The 23,091-nt window shown below is 45.9% G+C and carries 24 protein-coding genes; 22 read left to right on the top strand and 2 right to left on the bottom strand.

Going from position 1 to position 23,091, the window contains the following annotated elements; genetic code table 11:
• The first annotated feature begins 13 nt into the window (after nucleotides 1–13).
• Nucleotides 14–1,822 (top strand): translational GTPase TypA, encoded by a 1,809-nt coding sequence (typA, locus tag HQN60_RS14645; RefSeq protein ID WP_173534360.1) that lies wholly within the window; start codon nucleotides 14–16, stop codon nucleotides 1,820–1,822.
• 57 nt (nucleotides 1,823–1,879) lie between these two features.
• On the opposite strand, the gene HQN60_RS14640 is transcribed toward typA, so the two are convergent.
• Nucleotides 1,880–2,500 carry a DUF2238 domain-containing protein gene (locus HQN60_RS14640; RefSeq protein WP_173534359.1) on the bottom strand — a complete coding sequence of 207 codons (621 nt, stop codon included), beginning with the start codon at nucleotides 2,498–2,500 and terminating at the stop codon, nucleotides 1,880–1,882.
• Nucleotides 2,501–2,618: 118 nt separating this feature from the next.
• Nucleotides 2,619–3,572, bottom strand: coding sequence for a thioredoxin-disulfide reductase (gene trxB, locus HQN60_RS14635; protein ID WP_173534358.1), 954 nt, complete (start codon nucleotides 3,570–3,572; stop codon nucleotides 2,619–2,621).
• Between the two features lie 318 nt (nucleotides 3,573–3,890).
• Between trxB and HQN60_RS14630 the strand changes: the two genes are divergently transcribed.
• From HQN60_RS14630 to motB, 21 genes are all read left to right on the top strand, one after another.
• Nucleotides 3,891–4,520, top strand: a complete 630-nt coding sequence (locus tag HQN60_RS14630; RefSeq protein ID WP_173534357.1) for an ABC transporter permease — start codon at nucleotides 3,891–3,893, stop codon at nucleotides 4,518–4,520.
• A complete protein-coding gene (locus HQN60_RS14625; protein WP_173534356.1) occupies nucleotides 4,517–5,083 on the top strand; it encodes a hypothetical protein in 567 nt (188 codons plus the stop codon). Before HQN60_RS14630 ends, HQN60_RS14625 begins: the two co-directional genes overlap by 4 nt.
• Nucleotides 5,073–6,053, top strand: a complete 981-nt coding sequence (locus HQN60_RS14620; RefSeq protein ID WP_173534355.1) for an MlaD family protein — start codon at nucleotides 5,073–5,075, stop codon at nucleotides 6,051–6,053. Before HQN60_RS14625 ends, HQN60_RS14620 begins: the two co-directional genes overlap by 11 nt.
• On the top strand, nucleotides 6,050–6,832 hold the full coding sequence (locus tag HQN60_RS14615) for a tetratricopeptide repeat protein (RefSeq protein WP_173534354.1): 783 nt from the start codon (nucleotides 6,050–6,052) through the stop codon (nucleotides 6,830–6,832). Before HQN60_RS14620 ends, HQN60_RS14615 begins: the two co-directional genes overlap by 4 nt.
• Nucleotides 6,833–7,003: 171 nt before the next feature.
• Nucleotides 7,004–7,729: a 30S ribosomal protein S2 gene (gene rpsB, locus HQN60_RS14610; RefSeq protein WP_173534353.1), complete on the top strand. Its 726-nt coding sequence runs from the start codon at nucleotides 7,004–7,006 to the stop codon at nucleotides 7,727–7,729.
• Nucleotides 7,730–7,820: 91 nt separating this feature from the next.
• Nucleotides 7,821–8,705 (top strand): translation elongation factor Ts, encoded by an 885-nt coding sequence (tsf, locus tag HQN60_RS14605; protein ID WP_173534730.1) that lies wholly within the window; start codon nucleotides 7,821–7,823, stop codon nucleotides 8,703–8,705.
• 86 nt (nucleotides 8,706–8,791) lie between these two features.
• Nucleotides 8,792–9,511 (top strand): UMP kinase, encoded by a 720-nt coding sequence (pyrH, locus tag HQN60_RS14600; protein ID WP_173534352.1) that lies wholly within the window; start codon nucleotides 8,792–8,794, stop codon nucleotides 9,509–9,511.
• Nucleotides 9,512–9,581: 70 nt separating this feature from the next.
• Nucleotides 9,582–10,139, top strand: a complete 558-nt coding sequence (gene frr, locus HQN60_RS14595; protein ID WP_173534729.1) for a ribosome recycling factor — start codon at nucleotides 9,582–9,584, stop codon at nucleotides 10,137–10,139.
• 28 nt (nucleotides 10,140–10,167) lie between these two features.
• Nucleotides 10,168–10,926: a polyprenyl diphosphate synthase gene (gene uppS, locus HQN60_RS14590; protein ID WP_173534351.1), complete on the top strand. Its 759-nt coding sequence runs from the start codon at nucleotides 10,168–10,170 to the stop codon at nucleotides 10,924–10,926.
• Nucleotides 10,927–10,936: 10 nt separating this feature from the next.
• Nucleotides 10,937–11,764, top strand: a complete 828-nt coding sequence (locus HQN60_RS14585; protein ID WP_173534350.1) for a phosphatidate cytidylyltransferase — start codon at nucleotides 10,937–10,939, stop codon at nucleotides 11,762–11,764.
• An 18-nt stretch (nucleotides 11,765–11,782) separates the two neighbouring features.
• The gene (gene ispC / locus HQN60_RS14580) at nucleotides 11,783–12,991 is read left to right on the top strand and encodes a 1-deoxy-D-xylulose-5-phosphate reductoisomerase (RefSeq protein WP_173534349.1); all 1,209 of its coding nucleotides are present in this window, start codon (nucleotides 11,783–11,785) and stop codon (nucleotides 12,989–12,991) included.
• Complete coding sequence (gene rseP, locus HQN60_RS14575) at nucleotides 12,985–14,328, top strand: RIP metalloprotease RseP (protein ID WP_173534348.1); 1,344 nt, start codon at nucleotides 12,985–12,987, stop codon at nucleotides 14,326–14,328. The genes ispC and rseP overlap by 7 nt, the downstream gene beginning before the upstream one ends.
• A 26-nt stretch (nucleotides 14,329–14,354) precedes the next feature.
• The gene (gene bamA, locus HQN60_RS14570; protein WP_254456640.1) at nucleotides 14,355–16,649 is read left to right on the top strand and encodes an outer membrane protein assembly factor BamA; all 2,295 of its coding nucleotides are present in this window, start codon (nucleotides 14,355–14,357) and stop codon (nucleotides 16,647–16,649) included.
• Between the two features lie 14 nt (nucleotides 16,650–16,663).
• Nucleotides 16,664–17,149 (top strand): OmpH/Skp family outer membrane protein, encoded by a 486-nt coding sequence (locus tag HQN60_RS14565; protein ID WP_173534347.1) that lies wholly within the window; start codon nucleotides 16,664–16,666, stop codon nucleotides 17,147–17,149.
• Between the two features lie 2 nt (nucleotides 17,150–17,151).
• On the top strand, nucleotides 17,152–18,192 hold the full coding sequence (lpxD, locus tag HQN60_RS14560; protein ID WP_217390147.1) for a UDP-3-O-(3-hydroxymyristoyl)glucosamine N-acyltransferase: 1,041 nt from the start codon (nucleotides 17,152–17,154) through the stop codon (nucleotides 18,190–18,192).
• Between the two features lie 10 nt (nucleotides 18,193–18,202).
• Complete coding sequence (gene fabZ / locus HQN60_RS14555; protein ID WP_173534346.1) at nucleotides 18,203–18,658, top strand: 3-hydroxyacyl-ACP dehydratase FabZ; 456 nt, start codon at nucleotides 18,203–18,205, stop codon at nucleotides 18,656–18,658.
• A 7-nt stretch (nucleotides 18,659–18,665) separates the two neighbouring features.
• Nucleotides 18,666–19,442, top strand: coding sequence for an acyl-ACP--UDP-N-acetylglucosamine O-acyltransferase (gene lpxA, locus HQN60_RS14550; protein ID WP_173534345.1), 777 nt, complete (start codon nucleotides 18,666–18,668; stop codon nucleotides 19,440–19,442).
• 5 nt (nucleotides 19,443–19,447) lie between these two features.
• Entirely contained in the window at nucleotides 19,448–20,632 is a 1,185-nt protein-coding gene (gene lpxB / locus HQN60_RS14545) for a lipid-A-disaccharide synthase (RefSeq protein ID WP_173534344.1), read from the top strand.
• Entirely contained in the window at nucleotides 20,626–21,201 is a 576-nt protein-coding gene (gene rnhB, locus HQN60_RS14540) for a ribonuclease HII (RefSeq protein ID WP_173534343.1), read from the top strand. The genes lpxB and rnhB overlap by 7 nt, the downstream gene beginning before the upstream one ends.
• 80 nt (nucleotides 21,202–21,281) lie before the next feature.
• Nucleotides 21,282–22,142, top strand: a complete 861-nt coding sequence (gene motA / locus HQN60_RS14535; protein WP_173534342.1) for a flagellar motor stator protein MotA — start codon at nucleotides 21,282–21,284, stop codon at nucleotides 22,140–22,142.
• A gap of 25 nt (nucleotides 22,143–22,167) precedes the next feature.
• Nucleotides 22,168–23,091 (top strand): flagellar motor protein MotB, encoded by a 924-nt coding sequence (motB, locus tag HQN60_RS14530; RefSeq protein ID WP_173534341.1) that lies wholly within the window; start codon nucleotides 22,168–22,170, stop codon nucleotides 23,089–23,091.

Genomic DNA, 23,091 nt, shown 5'->3' with positions numbered 1-23,091 from the left:
CCACAGTCCAAACATGACCCGTGCACTTCGTAACGTCGCCATTATCGCCCACGTCGATCATGGTAAAACCACGCTGGTAGACCAGCTTTTACAACAAGCCGGTACTTTCCGTGCTAACCAAGCGGTTGTTGAACGCGTAATGGATTCTAACGATCTTGAAAAAGAACGCGGGATTACCATTTTGGCGAAAAACACGGCCATCGAATACGAAGGCACGCATATCAATATCGTTGATACCCCAGGTCACGCGGACTTCGGTGGTGAAGTTGAACGTGTATTGGGTATGGTTGACGGCGTATTGCTGCTGGTTGATGCCGTTGAAGGCCCAATGCCACAAACGCGTTTCGTGACTAAAAAAGCTTTGGCTTTAGGTCTGAAACCGATCGTTGTAATTAATAAAGTAGACCGTCCAGGTGCACGTCCGGATTGGGTTCACGATCAAGTGTTTGACTTGTTCGACAAACTCGGTGCGACTGACGAACAGCTCGACTTTAAAATGATTTACGCTTCAGGTTTGAATGGCTTTGCCAAACTGACTTTGGAAGAAGAGTCAGACAATATGCGTCCATTGTTGGACTTGTTGGTAGCAACAGTTCCTAGCCCTCCGGGCGACGCTGATGCGCCATTGCAATTGCAAATTTCTGCCTTGGATTACTCTACATTTACCGGCCGTCTTGGCGTAGGTAAAGTATTGAATGGTCGTATCAAGCCAGGTCAACAAGTTGTGGTGATGAACCATGATGACCAAGTGTCTAGCGGCCGTATCAATCAAGTTTTGGGCTTTAAAGGCCTTGAGCGCGTACCTGTTGAAGAAGCTGAAGCTGGCGACATCATCATTATCTCTGGTTTGGATGAGATCGGTATCGGTGTCACCATTTGTGATCGCGATCAACCTGTTGGCTTGCCAGTGCTTGGCGTTGATGAACCAACGTTGACCATGGACTTTATGGTGAATACATCACCACTCGCTGGTACTGAAGGCAAGTTTGTAACTAGCCGTCAAATCCGTGAGCGTTTGACTAAAGAATTGTTGGTTAACGTTGCATTGCGCGTTGAAGATACTGACAACACGGATATTTTCCGCGTTTCAGGTCGTGGCGAATTGCATTTGACTATTTTGCTCGAAAACATGCGCCGTGAAGGCTTTGAATTGGCTGTGGCAAAACCACGTGTCGTTTACAAAGACATCAACGGTGAGAAATGTGAGCCATACGAAAACTTGACCATCGACTTAGAAGATGAGCATCAAGGTGGCGTGATGGAAGAAATCGGTCGTCGCCGTGGCGAATTGACCAATATGGTTTCTGACGGTCAAGGCCGCACACGTTTGGAATACCATGTTCCAGCGCGTGGTTTGATCGGTTTCCAAGGTGATTTCATGACCTTGACTCGTGGTACTGGTTTGATGAGTCACGTGTTTGATGACTACGCCCCAGCTAAGCCTGATATGCCAGGTCGTCATAACGGCGTGTTGATTTCTCAAGACAATGGCGAAGCAGTTGCTTACGCATTGTGGAAATTGGAAGATCGCGGTCGTATGTTTGTTAGCCCAGGCGACAAACTGTACGAAGGTATGGTTATCGGTATCCATAGTCGTGACAACGATTTGGTTGTGAACCCAATTAAAGGTAAACAACTGACTAACGTTCGCTCTTCTGGTACTGATGAAGCAGTTCGTTTGACTACCCCAGTTAAAATGACTTTGGAGTCTGCTGTTGAGTTTATTGATGATGATGAATTGGTTGAAATCACACCAAAAACCATCCGTATCCGTAAGCGCTTCTTGACTGACAACGAACGTCGTCGCAATAAAGTTGCTTAATTGCTGCTTTTAAGTGCCCCAAAAAACGCCAATCAATTGATTGGCGTTTTTTTATGCCTAGCGTTGTGATTGGTTGCGCCAAAACAAGCAACTCAATAGTGCGCCGATGCTGGCAAGAAGCATGTCTTTATGTGCGTCCCAGATGTCGCCCTGTTGTCCGTTATAGCCTTCGGCCTCTTGTGCGGAGAGAATGATGGATACGCCCCATTCGAACCATTCGTAGCACAAGCTGCTGGCCATAATCCAGAGTAAAGCCAAGTGCCAGCTGCTTGTTTTTTTGTGGCCTTGTCGCTGAAAAATTTCCGCAAGTGGCAAGGAAAAACACAGTCCATAAGCAAGGTGTACCATGCGATCGTAATGGTTGCGCGTCCAGCCAAATAGTTGCTGTGTGTCGGTGCTGCAGCACGCTCTTAGCCATGTGTCGTAAGGTACATTGGAATAAAGCCAGCGTGCGCCAAAAATATGCAGCAAGATAAAGACGGTAATTAAGCTGGTGCTGCGTAGTGATAATGGATATTTTTTTTGAATAAAAAACCATGTGACGATAAAGCCAATAGTCAGGCTGTGCTGTAGTAGTAATTCTTCAGGCCATGGTGCTTTAATGCATGAAAGTAAGGTGATCGTAATTAGACTGCATAGCAAGAAGTTAAAGCTCGAGCAAGAGGGGCGTGTTGACATGGCTGGACTTGTGGTGCGTTGATGCGGTGGATGAAAAAAAACGCCATCGAGGATATGGCGTTTTTTAAGTATATTGCTACAGGCATTGGCCAGTAAGGCTTGCGACGAATTACCCTGTTTATCTCAGGGTTTCTAGGTATTTATCTGCGTCCAGTGCTGCTTGGCAGCCGCTCGCTGCGGATGTCACGGCTTGGCGATAGATGTGGTCTTGCACGTCACCGGCAGCAAATACCCCAGCAATGCTGGTTGCTGTCGCGCCGCCGTTGCGGCCGCCTTGGGTGATGATGTAGCCCGTGCTGTCCATGTCGAGCTGGCCTTTGAAGATGTCCGTGTTCGGCTTGTGGCCGATGGCAATAAACACACCCATCAAGGCTAAGTCTTTGGTCGAGCCATCGACAGTTGATTTCAGGCGTGCACCCGTTACGCCTGTTGCATCGCCCAAAACTTCATCGAGTGTTTGGTTGGTTTCAAGGGTGATTTTGCCTTCGGCGACTTTTTCCATTAGATGGTCGATCAGGATTTTTTCTGAGCGGAAAGTGTCGCGGCGGTGAATTAAGGTTACATGCTTGGCGATGTTTGATAGGTAGAGCGCTTCTTCAACAGCGGTATTGCCGCCGCCAACGACGGCAACATCTTGGCCGCGATAGAAGAAGCCGTCGCATGTGGCGCAGGCGGAAACGCCGCGGCCGGAAAATGCTTCTTCAGAAGGCAGGCCTAAGTATTGGGCTGATGCGCCGGTGGCAATAATCAGCGCGTCGCAGGTGTATTCACCTGAGTCGCCCACTAAGCGGATTGGTTTTTCAGTTAAATGCGTCGTGTGAATGTGATCAAACAGCATTTCGGTGCCAAAACGTTCGGCGTGCTTTTGAAAGCGCGTCATCAACTCTGGGCCTTGGACGCCGTCAAAATCGGCTGGCCAGTTGTCAACTTCAGTGGTGGTCATGAGTTGGCCACCTTGTGCCATGCCGGTAATTAATACAGGCTTTAAATTGGCACGTGCGGCATAGACGGCGGCAGTGTAGCCTGCAGGGCCTGAGCCCAAAATGAGTAAACGATGATGTTGGCTTGCCATGTCGATTCCTTGCTGTTGGTCTAAATAATGCTACTCAATGGGCTTGAGTGTAATGGTTTTTTAAGAAAGCTTCTAATCTAGCTTTTAAATCGGTGCCATAGCGTAAGGCTTGTTTTTAATGTTGGGGGCGATGCATGGCAATATCAAGTGTTGCTGCCGCTAGGATTGATGGATGAGTCGGAGTGGGAAATTGTTTACAATTGTAATTCTAATTTTTGATGGTGTACGGATCATGCAAAAAGGGCTGGCGCATTGTTGCTTATCTTGAAGCGGTTTTTAAATCATTTTGCTGCTTTAGCGCGCCCACCCGTGAGGCGAGTGCTGTTAAAGCAAATTTATTTTACCGCCAATGAGGCGGTTTGGTTGGTGGCGATTACAGGTTTTGCTTTGGGTGCGACGGTTGTGGTGCAGTTGCACGAAGAATATGGGCAAAGTCGTGATGCAGCGTTGCGGCTTTTGGGGTCTTTGAGTTTTGTCGAGTTGTCGCCCTTGTTGGCGTGCTTGATGATGGTGGCGCGCTCGGCGTCAGCAATGGCGATTGAGTTGGCGTCGATGCGAATTTCAGGAGAGGTTGCTGCGTTACGACGCATGGGGATTTCGATTGAGTCTTATTTGTTGTTGCCTCGAGTATTGGGGATGACGCTGGCGGCCGTGGTTTTGGCGGGCGTCATGTCGCTGGCGTCGGTGTTGGGTGGTGTATTGTTTGCAACTGGCTGGGATGCAAGTTACCAAATTTTCGCTTTGGAGCGAATGCTGCGCTGGCATGAGGTGCTGATTTGTTTGTTAAAAGCGGCTAGTTTTGGTTTGGTCGCAGGGGTGGTGTCGATTTATGCTGGGTTTTCGGTGCCGCTGCAGGTGTCCGAAATTCCTAAGGCGGCATCGCGAGCGGTGCTTCGAGGGTTGTTGGCTTTGTTTGTGTTGGATTTTTGTTGGGCGCTGGTGTTATGACGCAAGGTATTTTGAGTGTTGATTTGAGTCTCGCGTCTGGACAGTTTTGGCTGGAATTGGCTACCGCTGACGATTTTTTGTTGTGGATTGATCGTATCTCAGAGGATTTAAATCGTTCGGCTTTTAATTGCTTTGGTATTTTAGAATCTAGGCCAGTTTTGATTAGCAATTTGCGAGTGTGGGAAAATATCGTTTTGCCGCATTGGTATCATGGTGCTGGCGATTTGTCGGATGCTGAGTTGGCGCTGCAAACCATTTTGCAACAGGCGGGCTTAGATGTTGCCGCGCAGTCAGCCATGTTGGCGATGTTGCCTGATCGATTGGATGTGATGCAGCGCCGATTGGTGGCTTTGCTGCGCTTAGCTTTGCAAGGCGCGCGAATTTGGGTGATCGAGGAAGCGTGGTGGCGTTGGTGGCATGATCCGCTGTGTGCTGAATGGCCTTTGGTAAAGGTTTTGTTGCAATTGCCGAAGCCGCAGGTATTGCTGGTGATCGCTGCGCAGCCCGCGCCAGCGGGGTTTGAGTGCGTTACCTTGGTAAAGAGTCGGGATAATGAAGAATAAAGTGCAGTTATTAAAGGATTACGATCCTCGATTTCGTTGGCTAACTTGGCGGGTGGTGTTGTTGGCAACGTGGGTTTTTGTTGCTTTTGCCGTACTGCTGGTGGTTTTAGGGCAGCGGCAGGGGTTTTTTAGTAGTAAGGAAAAAGTACATTTTGTTGCCGAAAATGGCAGTGGATTGACGCCAGGAATGCAGGTGCGATTGTCTGGGTTTCGTATCGGGGTGACCGATAAAGTGAGCTTGAATGAGCAGGCGAAGGTGGATGTTACTTTATTGATTGAGCAGCAATATATGCAGTGGGTGAAGGCCGATTCGATTGCGATTTTGCAGCAAGAGGGTTTGATTGGGGATCATTATATTGAGATTGCCGGAGGCTCAGCGGTGGCGCCGCGTTTGCCCGAAGGTGGGGTGCTGGTGTTTGCGCCGGCCTTGGGTCTTGCTGATATTGCGCAAAATCTAAGCAATCGTACTTTACCGATGATTGATTCGATGCAGCAAACATTTGATTATTTGAATGATCCTAAAGGGGATATTCGTTTGGCGTTGGCCAATGTGCGGCAGCTGAGCGTCGAAATGCGTGAAACGCGCCAACGACTCGATCAATTATTGGCTCGGGTTGATGGTGTGGTGGATGTTGAGGCGCGTAGCACATTAAATAGTGCGGATCGCTTGTTGACGCGAGTGGATGGGGTGGCCGCAGAGTTAAATACACAATTGTCGCCGGTGCTGCTCGGGGCGGCATCGATTGTGGTGAGTGTTGATGCTGCCGCCAAGGACGCAAGCGCGACGGCGGCCGTAGTGCGCAAGGCGATTGAATTGTCTGCGCCAAGCTTGCCTGGCATGGTGCGTCATACTGATGAGTTACTGTATGGTGGCCGGCAAACCTTAGAGGCAGTGAATCAAAGTTGGCCAATCAATACCATGCTAACGCCTTTGCCCTTGCAGGCTCCTGTGCCGGAGAGTCGGCGATGAATCGAGTTTGGGTGTTTTTATTTTGCGTGGTGCTCACGGCATGCGGTACGGCCCCAGTTGTGACTTCGCCGGCACGTATAGCCGCTGAGCGCTCGCATCGCATGGCTTTGCAAGCAATACAGGATGGACGTATTCAAAGTGCAGAGGGTGAATGGCAGCAGGCGCTGCGTGGATATCAGGCCATAGATGATTGGCGTGGACAGGGAATGGCAAGATTGGGTTTGGCGCAGGCAAGTCAGCGTTTAGGGCGAAACCTTCAGGCTGAACAAACTTTGTTGCCAATGCTGCAAGATGGGTATTTTTTGCCAGAGCAGCAGGTGCAGGCCGCTTTGCAGTTGGCGCAATTGATTTGGCGACAGGACTTGCCGCGCGCGCAGCAGTTGCTAGCTCAGGCGCGTTTAAATTGCGCTGCGCCTTGTTTTGTGGCGGTGCAGATGGATAATTTGGCGGCGCAGATTGCGCTTGAGCAAGGTGATGTGTCTACTGCGGCGCAATTGGCCGCTCAGGTGCTCGATTTGGCAGCAGAGCGCCCAGCTGAGCGCGCATTTGCGCTGCGCTTATTGGCTGAGGTGGCGTTGCGGCAAGGGCGTTGGTTTGATGCTGAGCGTGCGCTGATGCGGGCGATTGATTTAGATCGTCAAAGTGCCGAGCCCATGTGGTTGCTGGACGATTACCGTTTGTTGTTAAGCATTGCGAAGCGCAAAGGCGATGTGGCGTTAGAAAAGAAAGCGCAGGCGCATTTGGCGTCTTTGTGTGCGGCAATTGAATGTTCGCCTTGAGTCAAATTTGGATTTCCTATATAATCTTTGGCTTGCTATGTTTGTGTTGTTTTAAAATAGCGTCGTAAGCACAGCTAAAATCCCGTTCGCCCTGTCAGGGGTGCGCTTCAAATGGTTTGAAGTGTCCCGAGCGAATGGAAGACCTAACCCTAAGACACATTGGAGAATTAAATGTCTGTAAGTATGCGCGATATGCTCGAAGCTGGTGTCCACTTTGGTCACCAAACCCGTTACTGGAACCCAAAAATGGGTAAGTACATCTTCGGTGCACGCAACAAGATTCACATTATCAACTTAGAAAAAACACTACCATTGTTTGAAGACGCGATGAAATACATCCGTCAATTGTCTGCAAACAAAGGCAATGTAATGTTTGTTGGTACAAAACGCGCTGCTCGCGAAATTATCGCTGAAGAAGCAGCACGTGCAGGCGCTCCTTTCGTTGATCACCGCTGGTTGGGTGGTATGTTGACTAACTTTAAAACAGTTAAGCAATCAATCAAACGCCTGACTGAAATGAAAGCTGTTCTGGAAAATGCTGAAGGCAGTGGCTACGGCAAGAAAGAATTGTTGATGATGAAACGTGATGTTGAAAAACTAGAGCGTTCATTGGGTGGTATTAAAGAGATGGGCGGTTTGCCTGATGCGATTTTCGTTATCGATACTGGCTACCAAAAAGGCGCGATTGTTGAAGCCGTTAAATTGGGTATCCCAGTAATTGGTGTTGTTGATACCAACAACAGCCCAGAAGGCATTGACTTCGTAATTCCTGGTAACGATGATTCTTCACGTGCAATTCGTTTGTACGCTCGTGCTGCTGCTGATGCAGTGCTTGAAGGCCGTAACCAAGCAACTCAAGCTTTGGCTGCTGCGGTTGCCGAAGCTGCTGCTGAGTAAGTAGCCCATCGCTGAAACCAAGAAAAAGGGGCGTCTGCCCCTTTTTTGTAATGTTTACCGAATAAACTGAAATCCCTATTCAGGAGAATACATAATGTCTATTACTGCAAAAATGGTCGCTGAGCTACGTGAATTAACCGGCCTTGGCATGATGGAATGCAAGAAAGCTTTGGTTGAAGTTGAGGGCGACATCAAAAAAGCTGAAGAATTGTTGCGTATTAAGTCAGGTAACAAAGCATCTAAAATGGCTGGCCGTACTGCTGCTGAAGGTGTAATTGCATCGTTCATCTCTGCAGACAAAAAAGTTGGCGCGGTTGTTGAAGTTAACTGCGAAACTGACTTTGTTGCTAAAGATGAAGGCTTTGTCGCTTTTGCTAAAGCCATTGCTCAAGCTGCTGCAGAATCTAATGCTGCTGATGTTGAAGCTTTGTCTGCGGTTCAATTGGCGACTGGCGAAACCGTTGAAGAAGCACGTAAAGCATTGATCGCTAAACTTGGCGAAAACATGACTGTACGTCGTTTTGCCCGCTACGAAACTGAAGGCGAGTTGGCTACTTACTTGCACGGCGCAAAAATCGGCGTGTTGGTTAACTTGATCGGCGGCGACGAAGTTTTGGGTAAAGATATCGCGATGCATATCGCTGCTGCTAAACCAAAAGCATTGGATGCTAGCGGTGTTGATCCTGAGTTGATCGAAACTGAGCGTCGTGTTGCCATCGAACGCGCAAAAGCAGATAACAAGCCAGAAGAAATGTTGACTAAAATTGCTGACGGCACAGTGAACAAATTCTTGAAAGACGTTGCTTTGGTAAACCAAGTGTTTATTAAAGCTGATGATGGCAAACAAACCATTGAGCAATTGCTGAAATCTAAATCAGCTTCTGTTGCTGGTTTCACCATGTTTGTTGTTGGTGAAGGCATTGAGAAAAAAGTGGTAGATTACGCTGCTGAAGTTGCAGCAGCTGCACAACTTTAAGTCTAGTCTTAGGCTTTGAAATGACGCCGCACGGTGACGTGCGGCGTTTGTACGACCACGACCACGCACTGTAAAAGGATAAATACATGAGTCAAACCACAAAATACAAACGCATTTTGTTGAAGCTCTCCGGTGAAGCCTTAATGGGTGATGATAGCTACGGCATTAACCGAGCGACGATCGACCGGATTGTGCAGGAAGTGAAGAGCGTTGTTGATTTGGGCGTTCAAGTCGCCATCGTTATCGGTGGCGGTAATATTTTTCGCGGTGTTGCGCCTGCAGCATCGGGTATGGATCGCGCCACTGCTGATTATATGGGCATGCTGGCTACGGTGATGAATGCGCTGGCATTGCAAGATGCAATGAAGCGTGCGGGCATTATTTCACGCGTTCAATCTGCGCTGACTATTGCTCAGGTTGCTGAGCCTTATGTTCGCGGCAAGGCTATTCAATATCTGGAAGAAAATAAAGTTGTTATTTTTGGTGCCGGTACTGGTAATCCATTTTTTACTACTGACACTGCAGCGGCGCTGCGTGGCATGGAAATGGGCGCTGATATCGTAATCAAAGCCACCAAAGTGGACGGCGTTTATACTGACGATCCTAAAAAGAACCCAGATGCAGTTCGTTATCAGACCGTAACGTTTGATGAAGTGATTGGCCGCAATTTGAAGGTCATGGATGCGACAGCATTTGCTTTGTGCCGTGATCAAAAAATGAATATTTGCGTATTAAGTATCTTCAAAGCTGGCGCATTAAAGCGTATGGTACTTGGGGAAGACGAGGGTACGCTGGTACACTGCTAAGCGTGTTGATTCGCAGGGCGACGGGCGGAGCGATGTTCCGCCTGTTTTTTATTGCAGCAAGAGGTAAATGATGATTGCAGATCTAAAGAAAACCACCGAAGCCAAAATGCAAAAAACGGCTGAAAAACTACGCACGGACCTAGCTAAGGTACGTACTGGGCGTGCTCATACGGGCTTGCTAGATCATGTACAAGTGGATTACTGGGGTAGTATGGTGCCAGTGAGTCAGGTTGCGAATGTGACACTGATTGATTCACGCACGATTGGTGTACAGCCTTGGGAAAAACCGATGGTGGCTAAGGTTGAAAAGGCCATTCGTGATTGTGATTTGGGCTTAAATCCTGCTTCGCAAGGTGACTTGATTCGTGTGCCGATGCCGATGCTAACTGAAGAGCGCCGCAAAGATTTAATTAAAGTGGTTCGCAATGAAACCGAAGAAGCTCGGGTTGCAATGCGCAATGTTCGTCGCGATGCCAATGATCAAATGAAGCGTGCGCTTAAAGATAAAGAAATTTCGGAAGATGAAGAGCGTCGTGGTCAGGATGAAGTGCAAAAGCTGACTGACAAATATATCGCTGAGCTTGATAAGCAGCTTGCAGATAAAGAAAAAGAACTTTTGACGGTATAAAAGTCGATTTGATTAGGCGGTAAGAAACGTGGCTTTATTCTCTCGCGAACGCGAAGAACCCAATGTTTTAGCGGGTAAAATTCCTCAACATATTGCGGTCATTATGGATGGTAACGGACGCTGGGCGAAACAGCGGCTGATGCCTCGAGTGTTTGGCCATAAGAAAGGGGTCGATTCTTTACGCGAAGTGATTAGCACTTGCAAAGAATTGGGCGTGCAATGCCTTACTGTTTTTGCTTTTTCAAGTGAAAACTGGCGTCGTCCTGAGGAAGAAGTCACGTTTTTGATGGGTCTGTTTTTGCAAGTTTTGCAAACTGAAATTGAGCGGATGTATCGCAACAATATTCAATTAAAAATCATTGGTAATCGCAGTCATTTTTCTGCTGAATTATTACAAATGATTGAAAATGCAGAAGCTAAAACGGCAGGCAATGATGGTCTGGTGCTGACAATTGCTGCCGATTACGGTGGTCACTGGGATGTACTGCAAGCTACGCATCGTTTGTTGGCCGATTATCCTGAGCGTGCTTGCGAGTTTGGCGAAGAAGACCTGAAGCCTTACCTTGCAATGGCCTACGCGCCCGATCCTGATCTATTTATCCGAACTGGCGGTGAGCAAAGAATTAGTAATTTTTTGCTATGGCAATTGGCCTACACCGAACTTTATTTTACTGATTTGCCTTGGCCGGACTTTGGTCGTGAGCCTTTGCTGGATGCTATTGCATGGTATCAAGGGCGAGAGCGACGCTTTGGCCGTATCAGTGAACAACTTGATGTATCAAAATAAATAATTATATATGCTGAAAACCCGTGTTTTAACTACGTTACTGTTGTTGCCGCTGGTTTTAGCAGCGCTGTTTTTATTGCCGCCAATGGCTTGGACTTTGTTTTGTGGCCTCCTTATGGGGTTGGCCGCTTGGGAATGGAAAAACCTAGTCGGTATGCATGGCCGTTTTTCTATGTGTTATCCCTTGTTAACGGTCGTTTTGTTTTTGCTTTGTTCTCGTTTTGCGCCAATTTACTTTATCTATGGCCTATTATTGGCATCGCTATTCTTTTGGCTGTTTTTAGTGCCATTCTGGCTCAAATTTAAATGGCCTTTAAACTCTGTTGGTAATTTAAATGCCTTTAGCGGCTGGGCCTTACTGATTCCCGCTGGTCTTTCAATGATTGTATTGCGTGGTAATGGTTGGCCGTTATTGTGCGTGATGGCCATTGCTTGGGTTGCTGACTCATTCGCGTATTTTTCAGGTAAGAAGTTTGGCAAAAAAAAGTTGGCGCCAAATATTAGCCCTGGTAAAAGTTGGGAAGGGGTATATGGTGGAGCACTTGCTGTTGTATGCTATTCCCTGTTAATACCCAAGCCATTTTTATTGCTGCCAAGTATTGTTGTTTTACAAAGTCAAACAGCACAAATGTTTGTCTGGGCTATTTTTGCGCTGGTACTCACTGCAGCAAGCGTGATGGGTGATTTACTTGAGTCACTGTTAAAGCGACAGCGCGGCATCAAAGACAGTAGTCATTTATTGCCAGGACATGGCGGCATCTTGGATCGTGTTGACAGTTTATTGGCCATCTTACCCATCTCTGCAGCGATTTACCTACTCCACCTTATGCCTTTGTAATAAAGCGATCGGATAACCATGCAGCAACAAATTGTAACTATTCTCGGTGCGACTGGCAGTATCGGTAGCAGCACATTGGACGTGATCGGGCGTCATCCTGAGCGTTATCGCATTTTTGCGCTGAGCGCAGCAACGCAGATTGATAAGTTACTTGCTGCCTGTGAAGTGCACCGGCCGCTACATGCTGTGGTACTTGATGAACAAAGTGCCGAACGCTTGAAAAAAGGTTTGCTTGCGCGTGGTTTAAGTACTGAGGTGAGTTATGGTGCTGAGGCGTTGGTGCAAATTTCAACCGCGCCAGAGGTAACGACGGTAATGGCGGCGATTGTGGGTGCTGCCGGGATGTCGGCGACGTTAGCCGCGGCGCAAGCAGGCAAGCGAGTCTTGCTGGCCAATAAAGAAACCTTGGTTTTGGCCGGTCAGTTATTTATGGATGCCGTGGCACGCTCAGGGAGTGTGTTATTGCCGATTGATAGCGAACACAATGCGATTTTTCAATCGCTTCCTACTTTTTATCGCGAGAATCCTTACGCATATACCTTGGCCGATGCTGGGATTGAAAAAATTCTACTGACTGCATCAGGCGGCCCGTTTCGTACCCGCGAGCTCGATACCTTTTCGCAAATTACAGCCGCTGAGGCGGTCAAGCACCCGAATTGGTCAATGGGGCGAAAAATTTCGGTTGATTCGGCCAGTATGATGAATAAAGGTCTCGAAGTCATTGAAGCGCGTTGGTTATTTAATGCGCCAGCAGAGCAAATCGAGGTCGTAGTTCATCCACAAAGCGTGGTTCATTCGATGGTGCAATACCGCGATGGATCCGTGATGGCTCAATTGGGTTCGCCCGATATGCGTACGCCCATTGCATATGGTTTGGCTTATCCAGAACGTATTGCTGCCGGCGTGAAAGCTTTAGATTTATTTTCAGTAGGCCGGCTGGACTTTTCTGCACCGGATTTTGAGCGTTTTCCATGTTTAAATTTGGCTTATGAGGCGCTTAAAGCGGGCGGTGCTGCGCCCGCTGTACTCAATGCGGCCAATGAAATTGCGGTAGCCGCATTTTTAGAATCGACGATTTTGTTTACGCAAATCCCGCAAGTCATTGAAAAAACACTCAGTCAATTGTCGTTGCAGCCAGCCGGTAATATTGAAGAGTTGCTCGATGTTGATGCTCGGTCGCGGTGTGTTGCGCAAGAAATCGTCTTGCAAATGGGCCGTACATGCTAACGCTATTTGCATTTATTGTTGCGATTGGTCTGCTGGTATTCATTCACGAGTTCGGTCATTACTGGGTTGCAAGGCGATGCGGGGTAGGGGTACTGACCTTCTCCATTGGTTTTGGTCGACCTATTTACCAGTGGCAACGCGGGCAAACAACTTGGCAAATTGCGCTAATTCCTTTGGGTGGCTACGTCAAAATGCTCGACGAATCCGAGGGTGAGGTTGCGCCTGCATTGCGACAATTTGCCTTTAATACCCAGCATCCAGCAAAAAAAATGGCGATTGCATTTGCTGGTCCGTTGGCCAATTTGCTATTGGCATCGTTCATTTATGCTGGGCTATATGCTTATGGTGTCGTAACGCTAAAGCCGCTAGTGGCGACGGTTGCGATGGACAGTATTGCGGCCAAGGCAGGTTTGCGCGCTGGCGATGTATTGCAGCGGGTTAACGGCGATGCAGTGCAAAGTTGGGATCAGGCGCAGGTGAGTATTTTTGGTGCGGCAAGTCAAAAAGAGCTCAAGCTTGAGGTGGCTACGCCACAGGGTGAACGATCATTTACTTTAGATTTAAGTACATTAAATAGTGATGATTTCGATCAGCATATTTTAAGTCGTCTGGGTTTGTCACCATACGCAACGACCAATCAAATTGCCTATGTGCAAGAAAAAGGTGCTGCGGCACGTGCCGGCCTTCAGGTGGGGGATGTGGTGTTGATGCTGAATCAGCAGCCATTAACCTCTTGGTTGGAATTTCAGCGTTACATTGCGCAAAACCCAAGCCAGCCTTTTGAGTTGCAAATTCGACGCGGCGCACAAACACAAAATTTAACGATCACACCGGATGTTGTTGATCAAGACGGTAAAAAAATAGGTCGAATCGGCGTAAGTCCTGCCAATGACGCTGCTTTATATCAAAGCATGCAGCAAACCATTCGTTTGTCTCCGGTGCAGGCGTTGCTGGGCGGGATTGAAAAAACCTATGATCTATCGGTTTTAACGGTAAAGATGTTTGGTAAAATGCTGGTTGGCGCTATTTCTCCCAAACAAATTAGTGGTCCATTGGGCATCGCTGAATTTGCTGGTCAGAGTGCCGCAATGGGCTGGGTGGCTTATCTGCAATGTTTAGCCTTGATCAGTGTCAGCTTGGGGGTTCTCAATTTGATGCCAGTACCGATTTTGGATGGCGGCCATTTGCTGTATCATGGCTACGAATGGCTAACTGGACGTACCATCCCGGCGTGGCTGGCTGTGGTATTGCAAAAAATTGGCATTTTTTTATTGCTCATGTTAATGGCGCTGGCGTTATTTAATGACGCTCAACGCTTCTTGTTTGGCTTAGGCTAATCTCTAACCTGTTGACGAATCGACCGATGAAATTTAAACCTATGTATGCGCTGGTCGCAGCGGCGTTTGCCAGCATCAGCCTTGCTGCTCAAGCTTTTAACCCTATCACTGTTCAGGATATTCGAGTCGAAGGGTTGCAAAGAACCGACCCAGGGACGGTTTTTAATTACCTCACTGTCAAAGTGGGTGATAAATTTGACGAAGCCCAAGCCAGTGAAGCAATTCGCGCCTTGTTCGCGACAGGTTTTTTTGATGACGTTCGTATCGAAGTCGATAAAAACGTGATCGTCATTACGGTTGAAGAGCGGCCAACAGTGGCGCAAATCAATGTCAATGGCGCCAAATTATTAGAAAAAGATCAAGTTAAGGCTGCATTTAAAGGACAAAACTTAGCCGAAGGACGTATCTTTCAGCAAGAAGTCTTGGATGCAGCGGTTAACGAATTAAAACAACAGTATTACGCACGAGGTCGCTATTCGGTTGATGTGAAAGCGACGGTCACAAAATTGGATCGTAATCGCGTTGGGGTGCAAGTTGATATTTCTGAAGGTGATGTCGCTAAAATTAAATCAATTAATTTTGTAGGTAATAAAGTTTACTCGCAAGATGATTTAATTAGCCAAATGTCACTCACTACGCCAACTTGGATGACTTGGTATACCAAAACCGATCAATATTCAAAACCAAAGTTTGGTGCTGATTTAGAAGCCATTAAGTCGCTTTATTTAGACAATGGCTATTTAAATTTTGCGATTGAATCGACGCAAGTTGCTTTGTCAGAAGATAAGGCAGATGTGTTTTTAACGATTAATTTACGCGAAGGCGATTTGTACCATACCGGTGATATTAGCTTTGCTGGTAATTTTGATTTGCCAGAAGCGGAATTGAAAGCCTTGGTTGCAGCTGAACCAGGTGAAGTTTTTTCTCGTGATACGATTAATAAAACCACTGCAGCAATCTCAGATCGCTTGGGTAAAGAAGGGCACGCCTTCCCGAATGTAAATGCAGTGCCAACGATTGATGAGGCGAAAAAAACCGTCGCGTTTACTTTCTTTGTTGATCCAGGCAAAAAGACATCCGTTCGACGTATTAACATTTATGGTAATAATTTAACTAAAGACGAGGTATTACGCCGTGAAGTGCGCCAAATGGAATCGGCTGAATATAATTTAGCGGATATCAAGCGTACGAAAGAGCGGTTGCAGCAGCTAGATTTCTTTAGTGAAGTTAATATTGATACGCCAGTCGTTCCAGAAAGTTCTGACTTAGTGGATATGAACATCAATGTAGTTGAGAAAAAAACTGGCAATTTAAATTTTGGTGTTGGTTATGGGCAAGGTGAAGGTGCTTTATTCCAAGCCTCGGTTTCGCAGGCCAATTTTTTGGGTACTGGGAAACGGTTCTCAGCTGAAGTAAATACCAGTCAAGCTTCTAAAGTGTTGGCTTTTGGGATGAACAATCCATATGCGACACCCGATGGTGTGTCGTTTGGTTGGACTGCTTATTTGCGCGATACAGATCCGGGCGTAATGGATTTAGGGCAATATCAAACGCAATCAAAAGGGATCGGTTTTAATTTTGGCATGCCAACCACTGAGTACAATTCAATTGGGTTGGGTATCAATGCTGAGATCATGGATTTCAAAGTATCAGAGCTCTCCCCAGATTATGTGCTTGATTACATTAAAGAGTACGGCGAAAGTGCGGCGATTTATTCTTTAAATGCCAATTGGGCTACTGATTCTCGTGATTCTGCGGTATTTCCAACTAAAGGCTTTTTGTTTAAGACATCTGCTGAGTTAGGTGTTCCGCCGTCAGATATTAATTACTATAAATTAAATTTGCAGAGCCAATATTTCTACTCCCTGCCAACTAAAAAACCATTTACATTTATGTGGAATATGGAAATCGGTTATGGTGGGTCTTATGGTGGATCGAATGAATATCCATTCTATAAAAACTTTTATGCTGGTGGTGTAAACTCAGTTCGTGGTTATAAATCAGGTAGCTTAGGACCGATTGATAATACTGATAACAGCATGGGTGGTTCGACTCGATTTGTGAATAATTTTGAAGTCTTTGCACCAGTACCGGGTATGAAAGACGATAAATCAATGCGCTTAAGTGCGTTTTATGATGCTGGTAATGTTTGGGGCTATGATCAAGATATTAATTTTGGCTCTATCCAGCATTCAGTCGGCGTTGGCTTTACCTGGATATCGCCGATTGGCCCGTTGAAATTAATTTATGCACATCCAATTAATCCATCAGCGACAGCAAAAACTGAATCTATTCAGTTCCAAATTGGTCAGCTATTTTAAAAGAGATGAGAACAATGAAGTTGATAAAACTATGGCCGATATTTTTGATTTTCGCTGTGGCGAATGTTTTTGCGGACACCAAAATTGGCTTTGTTGATACACAGCGAATTTTGCGCGAAGCTTCGCCAGCAGTACGTGCGGCGAAAAAACTTGAAAAAGAGTTTGAGCCACGACGCGCTGAAATGCAAAGAGTCTCAGCCCAAGGCAAGTTGTTGCAGCAGGTTTTGGATAAAAACAATATATCGGAAAGTGACCGTCGAATTAAAGAGCGTGAATTGATTAAATTGAATCAAGATTTTCAGCGTATGCAGCGTGAAATCAATGAAGATTTAAATGCTCGCCGCAATGAAGAATTGGCTGGTTTACAAGAGCGAGTTAATTTGGCAATTCGTACGGTTGCAGAGGGTGAAAAACTAGATCTAGTGGTTCAAGATGCTGTTTATCGTAATCCAAAGATTGATGTTACTGATAAAGTCTTGAAACTATTGGTAGATAAATAATCGTGGTTGAAACAATCAAATTGTATAAATTATCGGCATTAATTAACGCTTTTGGTGGTGAGTTACGCGGAGAGGATATTGAGATCTCCGCGGTTTCATCTTTAGATTCTGCAGTTGCAGGTTGTTTGTCATTTTGTTTAGGAAATAAATTTCTAAATCAGGCGAAGGCATGTCAGGCTTCTGCTTTGGCGTTAAGAGAATTTGAACCTGAATTACAATGCTCACAAATCATCATTAAAGACCCGCAGTTGTTTATTGCGCGGGTATTGTCTTTATTGCATCCAGCCCCTAAAGCACAAGGCAAGATTCACCACTCAGCGATTGTTGCTGATGATGCGGTTGTTGATCCAACCGCAGAGATTGGCCCCTTGGTGGTCATTGAGTCGGGGGCGGTTATTGGTGCAAATACCTTGATTCAAGCCGGTACGGTCATCGGCCAAAATGCAAAAATTGGCGCGCATTGCTTATTTCATGCCCGTGTGGTGGTCTATGCCGATACTGAAATTGCCGATTATGTTGAAATCCATAGTGGTGCAGTGATTGGTTCGGACGGATTTGGTAATGCTTGGGCAGGTCAGCGCTGGGAAAAAATCCCACAAATTGGCCGGGTACAGATAGGCTCACACGTTGAAATCGGCGCCAATACCACGATTGATCGTGGGGCTTTAGATAACACGGTGATTGCCGATGGCGTGCGTTTGGATAATCAAATTCAAGTCGCGCATAATGTAAAAATTGGCGCGCATACTGCAATTGCAGCATGTACTGGTATTGCTGGATCAACCACCATTGGCGCCAATTGCTTGATTGGCGGCGGCGTATTGATTGCCGGCCATATTGACATTGCGGATCGGATTACTTTATTGGCTGGAAATGGCGTGCCGTCTTCATTAACTGAGGCGGGCGTTTACGCTAGTGGTGTACCGGTGATGCCTTATGCATCATGGGCAAGAAATGTATTGCAGTTTAGGCGTTTAGATGAAATGACTAAGCGTGTAAAAAAAATCGAGAAACAATGCTTAGCTAAAGATTCTGAGCAGTAAGGAGAAACAAATGGAACCTATTGATATTGTCGGCATTATGAAACATTTGCCACATCGCTATCCTTTTTTATTGGTAGATCGTGTACTTGAGCTAGAAAAAGGAAAGTCAGTTGTTGCATTAAAAAATGTATCAATGAATGAGCCTTTTTTCCAAGGTCATTTCCCTAAATATCCAGTGATGCCAGGCGTGTTAATTTTAGAAGCATTGGCCCAAGCTGCAGGTATTTTGACATTCAAAAGTATTGAACCTGCGCCATCAGAAGATACCATTTTATTTTATGCCGGTATTGATAATGCACGTTTTAAGCGTCAAGTTGTGCCGGGTGATCAATTGATTTTAAAAGCTGAGATTGTGGCCAGTAAGCGTGGTATTTGGAAGTATGTTGCCAAAGCTTATGTTGGCGATGAACTCGCTTGTGAAGCGGATTTAATGTGCGCTCAGCGCGAAGTTACACCTAATAATTAAGAAATATATGCCAAGAATTCATCCTACTGCGCTGGTCGATTCAAATGCTGTACTGGCAGATGATGTGACTATTGGTCCATATTCTATTATTGGGCCAAATGTTAAATTATCTGCAGGTACCGTTGTTGAAGCGCATTGCGTGATTGAAGGTCACACCCAGATTGGTGAAAACAATCTATTTCATTCTTTTTGTTCTGTTGGCTGTGTGCCGCAAGATAAAAAATATAATGGTGAGCCGACCCAATTAACGATCGGGGATCGAAATACATTTTTTCAAAATGTGACGATTTCAGTGGGTACAGCGCAAGATCGTGGGCACACTATTGTTGGCAATGATAATTGGATCATGGCCTATGCGCATATTGCGCATGATTGCATTGTTGGTAATAACGTGATTTTAGCCAACAATGCAACATTGGCAGGGCATGTTTCGATTGGCGACTTTGTGATTTTAGGTGGGCTCACTGCGGTTCATCAATTTTGTGTTATTGGCGATCATGCCATGGCGGGTGGTGGTTCGATTATTGTGCAAGATTTGCCACCATTTGTGATGTGCGAAGGTAATCGCGCTAGTGCTCGAAGTATCAATATTGAAGGCTTAAAACGCCGTGGTTTTAGCGCTGAAGCTATTTCTGCAGTTAAAAAAGCTTATAAAATTTTGTATCGAGATGGCGTTGCATATAATGATGCAATGGCACAAATTCGTGAAATGGCAAAGACAGAATCTGCTCTAGATTGCTTCGTTAATTTCTTTGATCAAGCCAAACGTGGGATTGTTCGTTAATACTTATGAACGATCAACTGTTTACCGCAGCGAAAGGGCCGCGTATTGCCATTGTTGCCGGAGAAGCTTCGGGTGATTTATTGGGCGCGGCCTTAATTAAAGCACTACTACTTCATTTTCCAACTGCTCAATTTTCCGGTGTTGCTGGCCCTAAAATGTTAGCTGCTGGCGCTAAAACCATTGAGCCTATGGAGACATTATCTGTTGGAGGTATTGTAGAGGTATTGCGGCATTTGCCTAATTTGCTCAAATTAAGGCGACGCTTAGTCCGTGCAATTAAAAAGGAAACACCGGATTTATTAATTACGATTGATGCCCCTGATTTTAATATTGGATTGGCGCGTAAAGTAAAACGGTCAGGCATTCCTACGGTGCATTACGTCAGTCCTTCAGTATGGGCTTGGCGTCCTGAGCGGATTAAAGCAATTGGCAAAGCGGTATCGCATATGTTGCTTATTTTGCCATTTGAAAAATCAATTTATCAGCAAGCCAATATTCCCGCTACTTATGTTGGTCATCCTTTGGCAGATTTAATGCCTTTGATCGATGAGCAATCTAAAATGCGTGAAGTATTAAATGTTGGATCCGCAAAAAAAGTAATTGCTGTTTTGCCAGGTAGCCGTCAACGTGAAGTGAAAGTAATGGCGTCTATTTTTGTTAAAACCGCATTACGATTGTCTGAAGTGCAATCGGATATGGTTTTTTTAGTGCCTTTTATTACTCGCGAAACTAGACAAATCTTTGAGAGTGAAATCTGGCTACAAAATGCGCAGGCACTGGATTGGCGTTTAATGTTTGGTCATTCACATGAAGCAATGATTGCATCTGATGCAATTTTATTGGCTTCTGGTACTGCGGCATTAGAAGCAATGCTCGCCAAAAAACCGGTTGTCGTTGCGTATAAAATTAGCCCGCTGACGTATAAAATGGTCAAAAGAAAGTTCTTATTGCCCTATGTAAGCTTACCTAATATTATTGCCGGTCGTTTTATTGTTCCTGAATTTTTACAAGATGAAGCGGTGCCAGAAAACTTGGCGCAGGCATTAAATAATTATTTGCTGGATAAAAACTTGGCGAGCGATTTAGCTGCAGTGTTTACCAGCCAGCATGAAACGTTGCAATGCGATGCTGCTGCGCGAGCGGCAGCGGCTGTGGCGCAGTTGTTACCTAAAAGAGCGCAGTTATGCTGATATGTGGCGTTGACGAGGCAGGGCGTGGCCCCCTTGTTGGATCGGTATTTGCTGGTGCAGTGATTTTGCCCAGCAACCACACGATTGAAGGGTTAAATGACTCCAAAAAGCTATCAGAAAAACAACGTGATCGTTTAGCTGTATGCATTAAAGAGCAGGCGATTGCTTGGGCTGTAGCCAGTGCTACTGCCGCTGAGGTCGATGAGATTAATATTTTGCAAGCGACTATGCTCGCGATGCAGCGCGCAGTTGGCGCTTTATCGATTACGCCATCTGAAGTTTTAGTTGATGGCAATAGGACGCCAGTATTGGCAATGCCTAGCAGGGCGATTATTAAGGGTGATGCCACTGAGGCATGTATTTCTGCCGCCTCAATCTTGGCCAAGGTGAGTCGTGATGCCGAAGCGTATGCCTTAGATTTACGCTATCCGCAGTATGGTTTTGCTCAGCACAAAGGCTATGGCACAGCACAACATTTGGCGGCGCTGGCCCAATTTGGCCCCATCCCAGAGCACCGCACCTCGTTTGCACCTGTTCGAGCTGCATACGCGCAACGTCAGTTATTTTAAACGTTGTCGTGGTCTGTTGTAACTTCTATGATGTAATGTAGTAATTTTCTTTGCGTGATCGCTAACTAGGAAGCTGGCTTATGTTTGTCATTATTGGCTACATTTTTATGTGCGTCTGTATTTTAGGGGCATATGTCTGGCATGGTGGTCATTTGGCAGTGTTTTGGCAGCCGTCTGAAATTATTATTATTTTCGGTGGTGCAATTGGCGGCATGATTGCCGGTTCCAGTGCGAAAGGATTGAAATTATTCACTAAAGCTTTACCGACAATTTTTAAAGGCTCGCCTTTTAATAAAGCATTTTATATGGATTTATTTGCTTGCCTATTTGAATTGCTGGCTAAAGTGCGCAAAGAAGGCTTGATGTCCATTGAAGGCGATGTGGAAGATCCGCACGCCAGTCCTATTTTTTCTAAATACCCCAAAATTGCGCATGACCATCATGTCACAGATTTTATTTGTGACTATTTGCGTTTAATGGTCGGTGGTAATTTAAATGCATTTGAAATCGAAAATCTGATGGATATCGAAATCGAAGCCCATCATAACGAAGCCCATGTGGCAGCAGGAATGATGGCCAAATTGGGTGATGGTTTGCCGGCATTTGGTATTGTGGCTGCGGTGATGGGGGTGGTGCATGTGATGGGGTCTTTGCACTTACCTCCGTCTGAATTAGGTAAATTAATTGGTGCTGCGCTGGTTGGTACCTTTATGGGTATTTGGTTGGCCTATGGTTTTGTTGGGCCATTGGCGAATGTATTAGAAACTAAAATGGCTGAAGGGCATCAAGTCTTTCTCACCATTAAAGTGACGTTAATTGCCAGCCTAAATGGCTATGCACCGCAAGTTGCCGTTGAATTTGGGCGTAAGGCATTGGATTCAACCGAGCGGCCTTCGTTTAAAGAATTAGAAGAGTTTGTAAAAAACGCTAAATCTAAATAATGCCGTCCTTAAGGGTTGATAAATAATGAGCGATGACTCTCAGCGCCCCATTGTTGTAAAAAAAATTAAAAAAGGTGGTGGTGGCCATCATGGTGGCGCATGGAAAATTGCGTATGCCGACTTTGTAACGGCAATGATGGCATTTTTCTTATTGATGTGGCTGCTGGGCTCGGTATCTAAAGGGAATTTAAAAGGGATTTCGGATTATTTTAACAACCCTTTAAAAGTCGCTAACGCCGGTGGTTCGGGATCCGGTGATGCTGATTCGCTGATTCAAGGCGGTGGTAATGACATTACCAAGCAAGCTGGGCAAGTCAATAAGGGGGCGCCACCAGCGCAAACCGAGGCAGCAAAAGACAAAAAAAGATTGAATGAGTTAAAGCAAAAGTTTGAAGCCTTAATGGACGATAAAATAAAACAGAACACCAATTTGGGGCAGTACAAAAATCAAATTAAGCTCGACATGGTGGCAGAAGGATTACGGATTCAAATTGTTGATGAGCAAAATCGCCCAATGTTTAAATCCGGTAGTTCCGAATTAGAGGATTATGCGCATGGTGTTTTGCAAGAAATCGCGCAATTACTCAATGAAGTGCCTAATACCGTTTCATTAGCCGGTCATACCGACGGCACGCAATTTGCGGGTGGCGCGGCTGGATTTACCAATTGGGAATTGTCGTCAGAGCGCGCTAATTCTTCGCGTCGCGAGTTGATTATTGGTGGCTTAGATCCAGAAAAAGTATTACGAGTGAATGGTTTTGGCGATGTGATCCCACTCGATAAAGGCAATGTCTATAACCCAGTGAATCGTCGGATCAGTATTGTGGTTCTCAATCGGGATGCAGAAACGGATATTCGTCGTCAAGCGGGGCAAAGTGAAGATGCCGTTGAACCCGTAGCGTCGGCGCAGGAAGGTTTTGTTAATCCAATTAAAAAACCTGTGCAATAG

Source organism: Deefgea piscis (genome assembly GCF_013284055.1).
GTDB lineage: Bacteria > Pseudomonadota > Gammaproteobacteria > Burkholderiales > Chitinibacteraceae > Deefgea > Deefgea piscis.
Note: the sequence above shows the minus strand (reverse complement) of the source record. Positions and strands in the feature narration are given on the sequence as shown.

Excerpts from the sequence above, each read along its gene's own strand:
- typA (WP_173534360.1), top strand. The coding sequence starts at position 14 with ATGACCCGTGCACTTCGTAACGTCGCCATTATCGCCCACGTCGATCAT.
- HQN60_RS14640 (WP_173534359.1), bottom strand. The coding sequence starts at position 2,500 with ATGTCAACACGCCCCTCTTGCTCGAGCTTTAACTTCTTGCTATGCAGT.
- trxB (WP_173534358.1), bottom strand. The coding sequence starts at position 3,572 with ATGGCAAGCCAACATCATCGTTTACTCATTTTGGGCTCAGGCCCTGCA.
- HQN60_RS14625 (WP_173534356.1), top strand. The coding sequence starts at position 4,517 with ATGACGCAAGGTATTTTGAGTGTTGATTTGAGTCTCGCGTCTGGACAG.
- HQN60_RS14620 (WP_173534355.1), top strand. The coding sequence starts at position 5,073 with ATGAAGAATAAAGTGCAGTTATTAAAGGATTACGATCCTCGATTTCGT.
- HQN60_RS14615 (WP_173534354.1), top strand. The coding sequence starts at position 6,050 with ATGAATCGAGTTTGGGTGTTTTTATTTTGCGTGGTGCTCACGGCATGC.
- rpsB (WP_173534353.1), top strand. The coding sequence starts at position 7,004 with ATGTCTGTAAGTATGCGCGATATGCTCGAAGCTGGTGTCCACTTTGGT.
- pyrH (WP_173534352.1), top strand. The coding sequence starts at position 8,792 with ATGAGTCAAACCACAAAATACAAACGCATTTTGTTGAAGCTCTCCGGT.
- frr (WP_173534729.1), top strand. The coding sequence starts at position 9,582 with ATGATTGCAGATCTAAAGAAAACCACCGAAGCCAAAATGCAAAAAACG.
- HQN60_RS14585 (WP_173534350.1), top strand. The coding sequence starts at position 10,937 with ATGCTGAAAACCCGTGTTTTAACTACGTTACTGTTGTTGCCGCTGGTT.
- ispC (WP_173534349.1), top strand. The coding sequence starts at position 11,783 with ATGCAGCAACAAATTGTAACTATTCTCGGTGCGACTGGCAGTATCGGT.
- rseP (WP_173534348.1), top strand. The coding sequence starts at position 12,985 with ATGCTAACGCTATTTGCATTTATTGTTGCGATTGGTCTGCTGGTATTC.
- bamA (WP_254456640.1), top strand. The coding sequence starts at position 14,355 with ATGAAATTTAAACCTATGTATGCGCTGGTCGCAGCGGCGTTTGCCAGC.
- HQN60_RS14565 (WP_173534347.1), top strand. The coding sequence starts at position 16,664 with ATGAAGTTGATAAAACTATGGCCGATATTTTTGATTTTCGCTGTGGCG.
- fabZ (WP_173534346.1), top strand. The coding sequence starts at position 18,203 with ATGGAACCTATTGATATTGTCGGCATTATGAAACATTTGCCACATCGC.
- lpxA (WP_173534345.1), top strand. The coding sequence starts at position 18,666 with ATGCCAAGAATTCATCCTACTGCGCTGGTCGATTCAAATGCTGTACTG.
- lpxB (WP_173534344.1), top strand. The coding sequence starts at position 19,448 with ATGAACGATCAACTGTTTACCGCAGCGAAAGGGCCGCGTATTGCCATT.
- rnhB (WP_173534343.1), top strand. The coding sequence starts at position 20,626 with ATGCTGATATGTGGCGTTGACGAGGCAGGGCGTGGCCCCCTTGTTGGA.
- motA (WP_173534342.1), top strand. The coding sequence starts at position 21,282 with ATGTTTGTCATTATTGGCTACATTTTTATGTGCGTCTGTATTTTAGGG.
- motB (WP_173534341.1), top strand. The coding sequence starts at position 22,168 with ATGAGCGATGACTCTCAGCGCCCCATTGTTGTAAAAAAAATTAAAAAA.